Below are 14,178 nucleotides of genomic sequence, written 5' to 3'. Positions count from 1 at the left end.
GGTCAGTTTCCAGTAATTCAGCGATTGGTAAAAAATCAGGCATTCATAAATTCCCCTATCCAAAAAATTCCTTTACCCTTTATGATGGTGATTCCTTCTTCCACTTCGATAAATGTGGCGTGCTTGACCTGAACAATCTCATTTCCGTCAGTACTCTGTATTTCCAAAATCGTCCCTTCAGGAGCATGGAGCTGGATTGAGGTTTCAGGAAACCATTTTTTGAACTGCCCGTCTTTGACAGGAAAATAGCGGATTGGACCATCCCATACCACAAGATCCAAAAACTCCAACATCGGTTCAAGGTCAAATACCCGCAAATGGTCTAGGCCAATAATATTCACCGCGCCATGTTTGGAAGCAATCAGGTATTGAAGTCCTTCATCTAGGAACTTGTCTCCTTGGACACCCAAAAACTTTACAGGGTATTGCTCTTCGAGAAGGTGGTAGTGACTTTTTTGAAATTCCATTTCGGCCAAAATCAAATCGATTTTTATTCCCCAGGAAATGACAACAGGAACTGCTTCCTGCGCTACCAAAAGTGTGGGAACCCATTCCAACAAGGGTGCGACCTGGTCAAAACTGATTCCAGCAGTATCCAAAATCAGCAAAGCCGGCTCTTGTTGTTCTTTGACAAAATGGTGGGAGGACATGGTGGGTGGGAAGGTTGGAAGTTGGAGGTATGGAAGGTTTGAAAATTGGAAGATTGGAGGATTGGAAGATTGGAAGATTGGAAAATTGGAAGATTGGAAGATTGGAAAATTACAAAATTATTGTCCATTATAATTTGTCAACAAAACCAATCATTTAAATCTCACCACTTTTCCATGGGCTTTGGAAGTCATCTCCTGTGGGATGGCAGCCGAGATTTCATGGTATAGCAATTCTACCAACTTCTTCTTCAGAAAACTCCTTGTCAGCACAATGCTTACTTCTCTCACCGGAGTCTCATCACTGAAGGACCTCAGCCGGGATTTTTCCTCGTCGTTTAGGGAAGCGGTCGCCAACTCGGGCAATAGTGTGATTCCGGTATATTGGTTGACCATGTTTTTCAATCCTTCGAGTGAACCGCTTTCATAATGGAAATTCATCCTCTGAAATTTGGTCTGACTGCATAAGTTCAGCACCTGATCTCTGAAACAATGACCCTGCTGCAGCATCCACATGTCATCGGTTTCGAGGTCCTTGATCAAAAGCTTTTCTTTGGACAGCAAAGGATGTCCCTTTGACAGGTAGGCAAAAAACTTTTCATAAAACATGGGTTTTTCTACAATGCCACTTTCATCCAAAGGCGTAGCTACGATCCCGAGATCGAGTTCGTCATTTTTCAGCTTTTTGATAATATCTTCAGTCACCGTTTCCTCCACCTGCAACTTGACATGGGGAAATTTTTCGAGAAAAGACCGTATAAATCGGTGCAGAAGATAGGGTGCCAAAGTGGGAATTATCCCCAATTTGATCACACCACTGATATCGCCTTTGAGTTGAGATACAAGTTCAAAAATTCCCTTACTCTCAGAAACTACCCGCTTGGCCTGTTCGATAATCTGGGTTCCGATTTCAGTAGGTATCACCGGCATTTTGGACCGGTCAAACAAGATCACTTCCAATTCCTTCTCTAATTTACTTACCTGCGCACTCAGCGTAGGTTGGGTCACAAAGCAGGATTCTGCAGCATGCCCAAAATGCCTGTGCTTGTCCACTGCGATGATATATTCAAGTTGTTGGATAGTCATAAGCGCTGTGATATTGAGGTAATTGTTGAATCCCAAAGAGGATTTTCTTGTTCTATGCAAATATAAAATTCTTTTTCTTTTTATTTAGATTTGATTTAAATAATGATTATTTTTGGCCCAATAATTCAAAAACCCATGTTAAAAAACATCATCAAATCGACTTTAATGGCCTCCGTTGGGGCATTTTTACTCTCCTGTGGTGGTACTACAGAACAAAAAGAAGAAGTGGTCAATGTCTACACCCACAGACATTATGAAGCAGACCAACAGCTTTTTGACAAATTTACCGAGCAGACCGGCATCAAAGTGAATGTAGTATCTGCCTCTGCTGATGAGCTTATCCAAAAACTAGAATTGGAAGGGGCAAATTCACCCGCTGATGTGTTGATTACCGTAGATGCAGGACGTCTTCACAGGGCTGAAAGCAAAGGTTTGTTCCAAGCTGTCAGTTCTGAAACTTTGAATACTAACATTCCTGCAAAATTCAGAGATCCTGAAGGATTTTGGTTTGGACTGACTTACAGGGCGAGAATATTTGCATACAGCACCGAAAGGGTAAAACCCGAAGAACTGAGCACCTATGAAGCCTTGACTGAACCTCAATGGAAAGGAAGAATATTGACCAGATCTTCAGAAAATATCTACAACCAATCCTTGATGGCTTCCGTGATTGCCCAACATGGCAAAGAAGGTGCTGAACAATGGGCTACGGGACTTTTGGCCAACATGGCTAGAGAACCAAAAGGAAGTGACAGAGATCAGGTGAAGGCTGTTGCAGCAGGTGAGGGTGATGTGGCCATCGTCAATACGTACTACATCGGCATCATGCTCAATGACGAGAATGAAGAGGAGAGAAAAGCAGCAGAGAAAATCGCTATTTTCTTCCCTAACCAAAATGACCGTGGCACGCATATCAATATCTCCGGTGCCGGCGTAACCAAACATGCACCCAATAAAGACAATGCCATCAAGTTGATCGAATTTCTCTCTGCCGCAGAAGCACAGGGAATGTTGGCCAACATCAATTTTGAATATCCTGTCAACCCAAATGTTGAACTGTCTGACTTGCTAAAACAGTGGGGAACATTCAAAGCAGATGAGGTAAATCTTTCTGTTTTGGGTGACAACAACAGTGATGCAGTCGTCATCTTTGACAAAGTAGGTTGGAAATAAGCTGAAGTATTGAATATCCTAAAACGTAATTATTATTGGTGGAATAAGTGGACTGGCTACTCGTTGCTGATATTGCTTCTAGTGGTCACCCCACTGTTTACCATATTTATCAAATTATTTGATAGCCCCGGAGGGAGTTGGCAACATATCGCCAACTCCCTCCTTTTTGGCTATTTCCAAAATACTGTTTTTCTCCTTCTAGGTGTCGCATTCTTTACTTTTCTGATTGGAGTCAGTACGGCTTGGTTGGTTTCCAATTATGAATTTCCCGGAAGAAAATACTTTGAGTGGCTGTTGATCCTGCCATTGGGTTTTCCGGGATACATTATGGCATATACCTATGTGGGAATCTTTGATTACACAGGACCCGTTCAGGTATTTTTGAGGAATAATTTTGATATCAACTTCCAGGGAAGTGTGATAGACCTGATGAATCTTCCCGGAGCGATCTTCATCCTCTCGATCACTTTGTACCCTTATGTTTTTTTGATTTCGCGGGCTTCCTTTTTGCAGCAATCCAAAACCATGCAGGAAGCCTCTTTTCTCTTGGGAGCAAATAGGCTAAAGACATTCTTTAAAGTCGCATTGCCTATGGCGCGACCGGCGATCGTGGCAGGAATTGCATTGGCATCGATGGAAGTCCTCAATGACTACGGGACAGTCAAATATTTTGGTGTCAATACTTTTACTACCGGGATTTTCCGGGCTTGGTTCTCGATGGGTGATGTCACAACGGCGATTTATCTCGCTGCGATATTGATGGTTTTTGTGTTTCTGATCCTCTACTTGGAATCCCGCCAAAGAGGAAACAGGCAATTTGCCGCGGTGACCGGACTCCACAAACCCACTGCCCGTCTCATTCCAAGTCTTGGTAAAAAATTACTTTATACAGGAATCTGTACCTTTATTTTCTTGCTCAGTTTTCTCTTCCCCTTTTTTCAGCTTCTCCATTGGGTGAGTATGACCTACCACAAAGTGGTGAATCAGGATTTCTTTCTGCTTATCTACCGCAGTTTTGGGTTGGCCGCTGTCAGTGGCTTGGTGATTGTATTCCTTGCGGTGGTTTTGCTATATGCACTCAGACTGAGTCCATTCCAATGGGTGAAAAACATCACCAAAATTTCAACTTTGGGTTATGCCATTCCCGGTGCCGTGATTGCCGTGGGAGTGATGATCCCGTTTCTTGCCCTTGACAAATGGATCTATGGAACCTTGTTTTCCTCCACAGCAGGTCTGCTTTTTTCAGGTACGCTATTCACCTTGGTATTTGCCTACATCGTGCGGTTTATGGCGGTAGGCTACAATCCGGTAGAAGCGGGATTTCAAAAAATCGGCATCCATGTCAATGAAGCAAGCAGGTTGCTCGGTGTCCGAAGTACCAAGACCCTTTGGAAAATCGACCTTCCCCTGATCAAAACAAGTCTTGTCTCGGGGGTATTGCTCGTATTTGTGGATGTATTAAAAGAATTACCCTTAACTTTGATTTTGCGCCCTTTCAACTTTCAGACATTGGCCACCAAAACTTTTGACATGGCTACCAATGAAATGATTGCTGAATCCTCCAATGCCGCCCTGATTATCATTTTGACAGGAATCATTCCTATCATTTTGCTCAACAGGATGATCATGAAAAGAGGCAAAGAGGAAAAACCGAAAATCTCCGGATGACAATTTTATCACTCCAAAAAATCAGTAAAAAGTACAGTCAGGCAAAAGATTTTGCAGTGAATGATGTTTCTTTTGATGTCAAAGAAGGAGAAATTTTGGCATTGGTGGGAGAAAGCGGTTCGGGCAAAACCACACTTCTGCGGCTGATTGCAGGCTTGGAACATCCTGATTCCGGCTCCATTTCCCTCTCGGGTCAGGTTATCGTCGAAGGCAAAAAATCTGTCCCTGCGCATGAAAGGCAGGTTGGGATGGTTTTTCAGGACTATGCACTTTTTCCACATCTGACCATTTTGGACAATGTGAAGTTTGGCATCAAAAAATCCATGGGTGATCGAAGCCAAATTGCGAAAAACACTTTGGAATTGGTAGGTCTCAAGGAAGACGACACCAAATACCCACACCAACTGTCCGGTGGTCAGCAACAGCGCGTAGCCTTGGCAAGGGCGATTGCACCCAATCCAAAAATCCTGTTGATGGATGAACCCTTTAGCAATTTAGACGCTTTGCTCAAAGATCAGGTCAGGGAAGAAATCCGTCAAATCATCAAAAAAACAGGAATAACGGCTATTTTTGTCACCCACGATACCAAAGATGCCCTGTCCACCGCCGACCGTATCGCCATTTTGCACAAGGGGTACTTACAGCAGATAGACATTCCCAAGGAACTCTATGAAAATCCGGTAAATCCTTATGTCGCCAATTTTTTTGGTAAAAGAAATGAGATCTTCGCCACTCCCGCAGAGGAAGGATTCTATACTTCATTTGGATTTGTCATGGATCCCGAAGCAAAAAAACACAAGCACCCCGTCAGGCTGATATTCAGACCCGAGCATGCCGAAGTGGTGCAAAGACCAGGTCAGCAACTGAGCGGAAAAATCGTCAAGACTTCCTATTTTGGAAGTCATCAGATGGTCAAAATCGAAGACGAAGATGGAAAGCAAGTAACCATCAGAACTAATCCCGGAAGGAGCTTTGAAGGAATGGAGCAGGCTTTTTTCTATTTGTGGAAATATGATGTAGAGGAAGCTTTTTAAACTCCCGCATAGACAATCAGTCCCAACCCAATCACAAACGATAAAAACATTCCTGCGATCAGGTTGCCCGTTCCCTTGGGTGCGCTTTTGAATTCCTTCCAAATAAATACTCCCCAAAAAGCCGCGACCATCGTAGCCCCCTGACCCAAACCATAGGAAATGGCAGGGCCTGCTTTTTCTGCAGCGATGATGCTAAAAGACATTCCCACACACCAAATAATTCCACCCAAGATTCCGAAAAGGTGCACGGGAAGCTTGCCGGCAAAATAATCCGGTGCTTTCAGTGGCGGTCCTTCGATCGGTTTTTTCATCAGGAAAGTATTGAACACAAAATTGCTCAGCAGGATCCCAATTGAAAAGACAAAAACTGCACCATAGGGGGTAAATTTCCCACCTTCAGGATTGGAGAAGTCAAGCGACATGGATTGTGCCACAAAGAAGTAAAAGAAAGACATCAAAAATCCTCCCACCAAGGCCAAAACCAATCCTACTTTGGGGTTTTTTTGGTTGGTCGAGGCGAGCTTCCGGTAGGCCATCGCATCCAATATTATGGCGACTACCACCAAAGCCACCCCTGAAAAGAGCATGACAGGATCTCCCTGCTGATTGGAAACATAATTGACAATGACGCCCAATACCAATGCAAGACCGATGCCGACAGGAAATGCCACCGACATCCCGGCATAGGCGATTGCAGCGACAATGAGGATGTTGGCTAGATTGAATATCACCCCGCCGATAAAGGCAAGCGAATAACTCCTGCTGCTAGCCTGAAACAAATCTTCCGTAAATCCCCTTCCTGCCTCTCCACTGCTTCCCAAGGTATAGCCAAAAACCAAAGAGAGGATAACAATCCCGATGACATAATCCCAATAAAACAATTCAAACCGCCATGAAGAACCTGCCAATTTTTGTGTATTGGCCCAAGAACCCCAACAAAACATGGTGATGATACAAAAGACAACCGCTAGGGAATAAGATTCTATGATGTACATGGGAAGGATTATTTTGGATTGACGATTTGGTAATCGATAAAGGATTGGTAAAAATCATCCATGACGGCATCACGGTCAAAATTCTCCCAAAGGACTATTTTCCTAGAGTTCTCGGGCCTTTCTACCCATTGGTTTTCGATCAGGATCGGGCATGGAATCTCTCTTTTTTCTCCCCAAACAGGATTTTTCAAAATCGCCGCTGCGACCATGTCAAACAAAGCCCGCGAAGGTGGATCGCCATGGTATTCGATATGCTCAAACAAGTTGACGGCATAGTCCCCAAAATTGTGAAACTCTCCGCCATGCCTGCCAACGATTGGAGTTTCGATTTGTGGTCCCAAACCGGGCATTCGGCTGTTGATTTCATCTTGGGTGACCTTGACCGCATCCGTTCCTGAAGGTTCGCCATAGCGGACAGTGACCATTTCAAAGGGGACGAGTGTGTTCAACACATAATTCATAGAAACGGTATCGTTGTCCTGATTATATTCACCGGGTTGTGGATAATTGGATCCCAACCAAACCACCCGCATTTTGGAGGCAATGGATGGGTCTTTTTCCAATGCCAAAGCGACATTGGTCAATTTCCCAACAGCAAGTAGAATGAGTTCTTCGGGATTGTCGGCATTTGCCTGTTCGATGATGAAATCCACTGCCTCCTGACCGTCAAAATTCCCGGTTGCGACGGTACCCTGGATGTCAGCAAAAGATCCATTGGCCCCTTTGAGTAAAGGAATCTTTCCATAACTGAGGCCAAGTTGCATGATCCGTTTTGCTTCTTCATAATGTCCGTTGATATCACCCCCGCTTTTGGTCGCATTGACAGTGACGCCTTCAAGGTTAAAAGTCTCCCCGTTAAGCAACAGGTAAATCAGGGCAAACTGGTCATCCAATTCATTGTTAGCATCCGTATCATAAATGAGACGCACTTTGTTTTCTACAGGCAACACTTCCTCTTCGGTCGTTTTTTCTACTTTTCCTTGGCAGGAAAAAAGCAGAACAAAAAGGGAAAGAATAATCGGATAAGTCTTTTTCATAAGGATTGGGTTTTGGGATTAATAGTTTTTATTCCCCGGATCAACAGAGGAATAGTGGATGGCCTCGTTGACATTGACACGGTATCCGGTAGGGATGTTGACGGCTACAAGTCTGACCGCATGATCTCCTTCCTTTAGGTCATAATTCCAAAAAATCTCATGCTTCCTGCTTTGGAAGCTTGTGGACATTTTGACCTTTTCCATCAGCACGTTATCCACAAAGACCTCCAACTCCAGGACTGCGTCAGGAAGGGAGGCATCTTTGACAGCCTCTCCGGTGAGTACAAATCCATTTCCTGCTGTGGCAAATTCAACACTCCCATTTTTTTTGTCCAAAGGCTTGAAGATGGAAGCCCTTTTGGTTGGATAAATTCCTTCAAAACCAATTTCCAAAGGCTTGGCAACGGGTTTTTGATATTTGATGGTAATTCCGTCGGCAGTTTCTTCGCCTCCGTTTCTTTTGACCATTTGGACCGCATGGTCCATACCGACCTCATAGACTTTGTTGAGGGACATGGTGGTATATTTGAAATTCTTGTTTTCCACTTTGTCGATTCCCTGCTTCCAATAATCGGGAATATTGCTGTATCCGATCATGGTTCCCAAAATCCCTCCTGCATTGGCCGGATTACAGTCTGAATCATAGCCACAGCGGGTACTGATGTCAATGGTCTTGCCATAATCACCATCGCCATATAAAAGCCCGATGACAATGTAGGCGGCATTGATTTTGGCATCAATGTTAAAAGCTTTGAATACCCCATCAGGACAACCTTTTTCTTTGGTCCATTTCTTTTGGGCTTCAAACCAGGTCTGTTTCCAATCATCAGGATATTGCTTGTGCCACTTGATCACATCGGCGATACATTGGTGAAACTCACTTTCGGCAGGGATGGTCTTCAGGGCTTCCTCCACCACAAATACCATGTCATCGTGGACAAATGCTAAGGCATACATCGAAGCTACATAAATCCCACCATAGACACCGTCGCCATAATTCATAATATGACCGATCCGGTCACCGATGTTTGCGGCTGCATTGACCATTCCCGGAGCCATCAATCCGGCGAAATCTGCCTCTATCTGAAAATCGATGTCATCGGAATGCGGGTTGTTTTTCCAATATCCGGAGGCCGGAGGCATCATGCCGTTGAGGATATTGTAGCGGGCGGCTTGGTTGGCATGCCAAAGCTGGTATTCCGCATTTGCAAAGGCAAAGGCGTGTAAAGAATCTGCAGCATCCAAACCGTGTTTTTCAAAGATATCCACAAAAGTCAGGTCCATGTAGACGTCGTCATACAGGCCGGGAGAGTTTTCATACCACCACAGCATCTGATTTTCATCCCAAGGAATGGGAACATGGTCGCCTATCATGGTGCCGTTGAACCGAAATTCTGTCGGTCCGCCATAGGTACAGCCAATCACCTGACCTGCCCATCCACCTTTGATTTTATCCTGAAGTTTTTCCTTACTGATGGCAATGGTAGCACCTTCTTCATAAGTAGCAGGGGCTTCCAATTCGGAAACCGTTTCGTTTTGACATGAAAAAAAGACCAATCCAAAAAGGACAGGGGCAAAAGTTATCCACAATTTGGTTTTCATAGGGTTGGGGGGTTGGAAGGGTTGTCAGCTTTGCGTTGTGTGAGTGTTATGGTTCTAATGGTTGTAGTTGTTGTATTGGTTGTAATGGTTGTCAGATGCGCGTTGTCAAGTTCTCAAGTTGGAGAGTCGTTTAGGGTATAAGATCAGCTTAAATTACAAATTAGTCCTATTGTCTCGTCTCTCGTTTCTCGTTTCTCGCTTCTCAAAGTTCTTCCAAATACGGTATCGAGGTCTGCGCACCAAATCTCTGCACGGAGAGCGTGGCGGCTTTTAAGGCAAAGGCAACTGCTTCTTGGATATTCTTCCCGTTTCCCAAAGCCACTGCCAAAGCCCCACAAAAGGTATCACCGGCAGCAGTAGTATCCTTTACCTCCACTTTGGTAGTGGGAATGATTCCCTGAAAGGTATCCGTAAACAAAAAAGCGCCGACAGCCCCCATCGTGATGATGATTCTTTGGACTCCTTTGTTTCTCAACCTCGAGGCGGCCTGATAGGCCGAGGCTTCTCCTATCACTTTGATTCCGGTCAAAAACTCGGCTTCTGTTTCATTTGGAGTAATCAGGTAAAGAAACCGAAACAAGCTTTCAGGCAAATCCATAGCTGGTGCGGGATTGAGGATAACCCTTTTTCCTAACCCAAAAGCTTTTTGGCAGGCTTCCATCACCACAGGCAAGGGAACCTCAAGTTGGATGAGCACCATGTCAGCTTGCTGAAAGGGTTCTGAAGCTGCTGCTATTTCTGCTACCGAAAGGCTGTGATTGGCACCTGGAGCGACGATAATGGTATTTTCACCTGACTTATCCACAGTGATCAACGCCACGCCGGAAGGTTGGTCGGGGTTCTGTTTGATGAAAGAGGTGTCTATTCCCTCTCTTTTGAAGTTCTCAAGATTCTGATCTCCAAAAATATCAGTTCCCAATTGGGTAATAAAACAGACATCCCCACCAAGTCTTGCGGCAGCCACAGCCTGATTGGCGCCCTTTCCTCCGGGAATCAAAGAAAATTGTCCTCCCATTATCGTTTCACCGGGAACAGGAAAATGATCGGTCCCGATTACCATGTCCATATTGGCTGATCCGATGACAAGTATTTTGGGTTTATTTTTGTCCATCACCTTACAAATAAGAAAACATGGCTTTCATCAAACTAACCAATTCCAAGATTGAATTTCGGTGGTCTAAACTTTTATGAAAGCCCGATTTAAAGTAATATTATATTGTGCTTATCTAAAAATAGCAATTTACCCTGAGATAATCCAAATTTACCTGTCAAGGGTAATTATTAACAATAAACCCAATTGAAAATGAAAAAAAATATTGCCCAGGTTTCAAGGAGGAAATTCTTGGGAACCTCACTTCTTAGCGCTGCAGGCCTTTCTTTTTTGCCAGGAATCAGCATTGCCTCTGAGCAAATTCAAACCTCAGACATCCATCAGGTCAGGTTGGGATTTATTGGTGTTGGCCGACAGTCCATGGGAATTCTGAATGGCATGATGCGTATTCCCGGAGTGGAAATAATGGCCTGTGCAGATGTATATGAAATCAAGCGGGAAAGGTTCAGACTCAGGGTTAACAAGATCAGCGCTGAGTTGGAAAAAACAGCTCCAACAGTAGACCTTTACACTGATTACAGGGAATTGCTTGCCCGGCAGGATATCGATGCAGTCGTGATTGCTTCACCGGACCATTGGCATGCCCTTATGGCGATTGATGCCTGCAAAGCCGGAAAAGATGTCTACCTCGAAAAACCGCTTACCCTCACCATCCATGAAGGTCAGGAATTGGTCAAAGCAGTTAGGTCCCATGGCACTATTCTCGCCGTCGGGAGTCAGCAGCGCTCGGATGTCAACTTCCAACATGCTGCCCGCATGGTATTGAAAGGAAGAATCGGAAAAGTAAAACAGGTACTCGTACATGTCGGACAACCGGAACATCCGGTTCCCTATGACCTTGAAAAGCAGGAAATCCCTGCAGGTTTGGACTGGAAAACATGGCTCGGACCCTTGCCTGAACTCCATTACAATGAAAAGCTCAATCCATCCATTTCTCTCCAACCGGAACAAAATGAAAAGCTTTGGGGGGCGTGGCGATCTTACAAAGAAACCGGCGGAGGGTATATGACCGATTGGGGTGCTCACATGTTTGACATTGCCCAATGGGGATTGGGTATGGACAGGAGCGGTCCTGTCAAAGTAATTCCTGCCAAAGACGGAAAACCATTGACTTACCATTATGCCAACGGCGTGGAAATGGTGGTCGGGCCTTTTGACGGAAATAGGCAAGGCGTTCAGTTTATTGGCGAGGAGGGTTGGATCAAGGTTTCGAGGGGAAATTTTGATTCCTCTGACAAAAGTCTCAAGCCCACCATGGAGCTTCCCAAGCTAGGTTATCCACCGCATTATTGGGATTTTATAGATTCAGTCATTAAGAGAAAAGATCCGATCGTACCTGTGGAAGTCGGGCATAGCACCTGTGTGGTATGTACCATCGGCAACATCGCCGCTGAATTGGGACGTCCATTGGATTGGGATCCTGCTACACAGACTTTTCCAAACGATTGGGAAGCAAGCTCAAAAATGCATTACAATTACGAAAACGGATATAAACTTTAAACCCATCATATCATGAATAAAAGAAGAGATTTCTTAAAAATATCAGGCGCGTTGGCATTGGGAAGTATCCTTACCCCCAAGGATTTATTTGCAGCACCATTTGCCAAAAAGCCAATAGGATTGCAGTTATATTCTGTACGAAAGGCCATGACCGATGATCCTCAGGGCACTTTACGCCTTGTATCTTCTATTGGATACAGACACCTTGAGAATGCGAGCTACAAAGATGGATTGGTATATGAGATGGAGCCTTTGTTTTACAGAAAATATATCGAGGACTTGGGTATGAAACTACAAAGTGCCCACGTAGGCGGACCACAATATGACCCTGCAAAGAAGGAAGAGGCTTTAGAATGGTGGAAAAAAGCAGCCGATGACCATAAAAAGATGGGCGCCAAATACCTGATCAAGCCCTCGATGCCTATTCCAAAGACTTTGGCAGAATTGGACGTGTGGTGTGACTATTACAACGCCATAGGGGACGTGGCCAAAAGATCAGGGATGATGTTTGGTTTTCATAACCACTCCCGCGAATTTGAAAAAATCGAAGGAACCATCATGATGGACCACATGATCAAAAATACCGATCCAAAGCTTGTCTGCTTTGAACTTGATGTCTATTGGTCCCAAAAAGGCGGTTATCCGGCTGTGGATTACCTGAAAAAATACGCAGGTAGATTCCCTCTACTCCATATCAAGGATGAAGAGGAAATCGGGGCAAGCGGAACCATGGACTTCAAACCAATCTTTGAGGCTGCCTATGCCCAAGGAATGAAGGATTTCTATGTGGAGGTTGAAAAGTATAATTATGAACCTATCGACAGTGTCCAAAAAAGCTTTGAATACCTCAACAAGGCGGCATATGTAAAATAAACAAAAAGGCCTCCCCATTCTTCAATTGGGGAGGCCTTTTTTTAAATCCCAAACCTATGAAAAAACATCACTTATCCACATTTCTGATTGTTCTTTGCATGGCTTTTTTAGGAGCATGCGGAAATCAGGAATCCTCAGAAGAAAAAGAGACAACACAGGATTCCACCACAGTATTTACTCCCAATCCACAGGAGATGACCGAACAGCCTGTTGGAAAATTGGCAATCGGAGATCAGGCACCCTTTTTCAATCTGCCTGATGTAGAAGGGAAAATGGTATCAATTGAAGACTTTAAGGACGCTGATGTCTTGGTCATCAACTTCACCTGCAACCACTGCCCGACAGCACAGGCTTATGAGGACAGGTTTATCAACATGGTCAATGAATACAAAGGAAAAAGCGTTGCTTTTGTGGCCATTTCGCCAAATAGCCCCATCGGGATCTTACCGGAAGAATTGGGCTATACCGACCTTGGTGACGATTACAAAAGCATGCAGATCCGGTATGTGGATAAAAAGTATAATTTCCCCTACCTCTATGACGGCGATTCGCACCAATATTCCTTGGCTTATGGCCCGACAGCCACCCCACAGGTTTTTGTATTTGACAAAGAAAGAAAACTCAGCTACTCAGGCAGGATAGATGCGTCCGAAAAACCCGGTACTGCCAATGGAGAAGACCTCCGAAATGCTATCGAAAAAACTTTGGCCGGAGAACCACTGCCTGTGGATAAGTCTATCACGCCGGCCTTTGGATGCTCCACCAAATGGGCTTGGAAAAATGAATACACCATCAAAACCAATGAGGAATGGAAGAAAAAACCAGTGGAAGTCCAAAAGATATCCACAACCCAATTGGCTGATCTGCTCAAAAATGATACTGACAAATTATTGCTGATCAACTTTTGGGCGACGTGGTGTGGACCCTGCGTGATCGAGTATCCCGAATTTATCGAGATTCAAAGGATGTACATGGGCAGGGATTTTCAGTTTGTCTCTCTGAGTATGGACAACCCCAATCAGGAAGATAAGGTCCTGAAGTTTCTCCAAAGCAAATACTCTGCTGTTCCCAATTACCTGATTGACACCGAAGATAAATATGCCGTCATCAACGTTGTAAAAAACGGTTGGGACGGAAGTCTTCCAATCACCCTCTTGATCGAACCGGGAGGAAAAATGGCCGATACAAGAATGGGCGAAATCAATGCCTTGGAACTGAAAAGGGCTATTGTCGACCATCCTAAGATTGGGAGGTATTATTGATTTGGTTATTTGGTTATTTGGTTATTTGGATAATGGTTATTTGGTTAATGGGTGATTGGTTAATGGTTATTTGATTAACTGGTTAATTGATTGGTTAGGTTTAAGTAGAAAATTGCCCTTCCAAATAGAAAGGGCAATTTTTTTGGTATGCCAAAATCTTTCCTCCACAGGAAAATAGGAACGATGTTTT

Annotated in this window: 12 protein-coding genes; 6 read left to right on the top strand and 6 right to left on the bottom strand. The window is 44.3% G+C overall.

Annotation, left to right across the window (positions count from 1 at the left end):
• Positions 1-35 precede the first annotated feature (35 nt).
• Complete coding sequence (locus tag MMU05_RS08055) at positions 36-650, bottom strand: thiamine pyrophosphokinase (RefSeq protein WP_241141163.1); 615 nt, start codon at positions 648-650, stop codon at positions 36-38.
• Positions 651-800: 150 nt separating this feature from the next.
• Positions 801-1,733, bottom strand: a complete 933-nt coding sequence (locus MMU05_RS08050) for a hydrogen peroxide-inducible genes activator (protein ID WP_241141202.1) — start codon at positions 1,731-1,733, stop codon at positions 801-803.
• A gap of 102 nt (positions 1,734-1,835) precedes the next feature.
• On the opposite strand from MMU05_RS08050, the gene MMU05_RS08045 reads away from it, so the two are divergent.
• From MMU05_RS08045 to MMU05_RS08035, 3 genes are read left to right on the top strand one after another with little or no spacing between them, the layout of a single operon-like run.
• Complete coding sequence (locus tag MMU05_RS08045) at positions 1,836-2,906, top strand: Fe(3+) ABC transporter substrate-binding protein (RefSeq protein ID WP_241141162.1); 1,071 nt, start codon at positions 1,836-1,838, stop codon at positions 2,904-2,906.
• A 9-nt stretch (positions 2,907-2,915) separates the two neighbouring features.
• Positions 2,916-4,574, top strand: coding sequence for an ABC transporter permease (locus MMU05_RS08040; RefSeq protein ID WP_241141161.1), 1,659 nt, complete (start codon positions 2,916-2,918; stop codon positions 4,572-4,574).
• On the top strand, positions 4,571-5,608 hold the full coding sequence (locus MMU05_RS08035) for an ABC transporter ATP-binding protein (RefSeq protein ID WP_241141160.1): 1,038 nt from the start codon (positions 4,571-4,573) through the stop codon (positions 5,606-5,608). Before MMU05_RS08040 ends, MMU05_RS08035 begins: the two co-directional genes overlap by 4 nt.
• Here the strand turns inward: MMU05_RS08035 and MMU05_RS08030 are convergent.
• From MMU05_RS08030 to rbsK, 4 genes are all read right to left on the bottom strand, one after another.
• Positions 5,605-6,603 carry a GRP family sugar transporter gene (locus tag MMU05_RS08030; RefSeq protein WP_241141159.1) on the bottom strand — a complete coding sequence of 333 codons (999 nt, stop codon included), beginning with the start codon at positions 6,601-6,603 and terminating at the stop codon, positions 5,605-5,607. The genes MMU05_RS08035 and MMU05_RS08030 overlap by 4 nt on opposite strands.
• A gap of 8 nt (positions 6,604-6,611) precedes the next feature.
• Positions 6,612-7,640, bottom strand: a complete 1,029-nt coding sequence (locus tag MMU05_RS08025) for a nucleoside hydrolase (protein WP_241141158.1) — start codon at positions 7,638-7,640, stop codon at positions 6,612-6,614.
• A gap of 18 nt (positions 7,641-7,658) precedes the next feature.
• Positions 7,659-9,242: an ADP-ribosylglycohydrolase family protein gene (locus MMU05_RS08020; protein WP_241141157.1), complete on the bottom strand. Its 1,584-nt coding sequence runs from the start codon at positions 9,240-9,242 to the stop codon at positions 7,659-7,661.
• 202 nt (positions 9,243-9,444) lie between these two features.
• Positions 9,445-10,353, bottom strand: a complete 909-nt coding sequence (gene rbsK, locus MMU05_RS08015; protein ID WP_241141156.1) for a ribokinase — start codon at positions 10,351-10,353, stop codon at positions 9,445-9,447.
• A gap of 192 nt (positions 10,354-10,545) precedes the next feature.
• Here rbsK and MMU05_RS08010 point away from each other — a divergent pair, with 192 nt between their 5' ends.
• The 3 genes from MMU05_RS08010 to MMU05_RS08000 are packed head-to-tail and all read left to right on the top strand — an operon-like array spanning position 10,546 to position 13,988.
• The gene (locus MMU05_RS08010) at positions 10,546-11,853 is read left to right on the top strand and encodes a Gfo/Idh/MocA family protein (protein ID WP_241141155.1); all 1,308 of its coding nucleotides are present in this window, start codon (positions 10,546-10,548) and stop codon (positions 11,851-11,853) included.
• A 12-nt stretch (positions 11,854-11,865) separates the two neighbouring features.
• Complete coding sequence (locus tag MMU05_RS08005) at positions 11,866-12,726, top strand: sugar phosphate isomerase/epimerase family protein (RefSeq protein ID WP_241141154.1); 861 nt, start codon at positions 11,866-11,868, stop codon at positions 12,724-12,726.
• A 56-nt stretch (positions 12,727-12,782) separates the two neighbouring features.
• On the top strand, positions 12,783-13,988 hold the full coding sequence (locus MMU05_RS08000; RefSeq protein WP_241141153.1) for a redoxin domain-containing protein: 1,206 nt from the start codon (positions 12,783-12,785) through the stop codon (positions 13,986-13,988).
• Positions 13,989-14,178 lie beyond the last annotated feature (190 nt).

The sequence above is a fragment of the Cognataquiflexum rubidum genome, from assembly GCF_022538115.1.
Classification (GTDB): domain Bacteria; phylum Bacteroidota; class Bacteroidia; order Cytophagales; family Cyclobacteriaceae; genus Cognataquiflexum; species Cognataquiflexum rubidum.
Note: the sequence above shows the minus strand (reverse complement) of the source record. Positions and strands in the feature narration are given on the sequence as shown.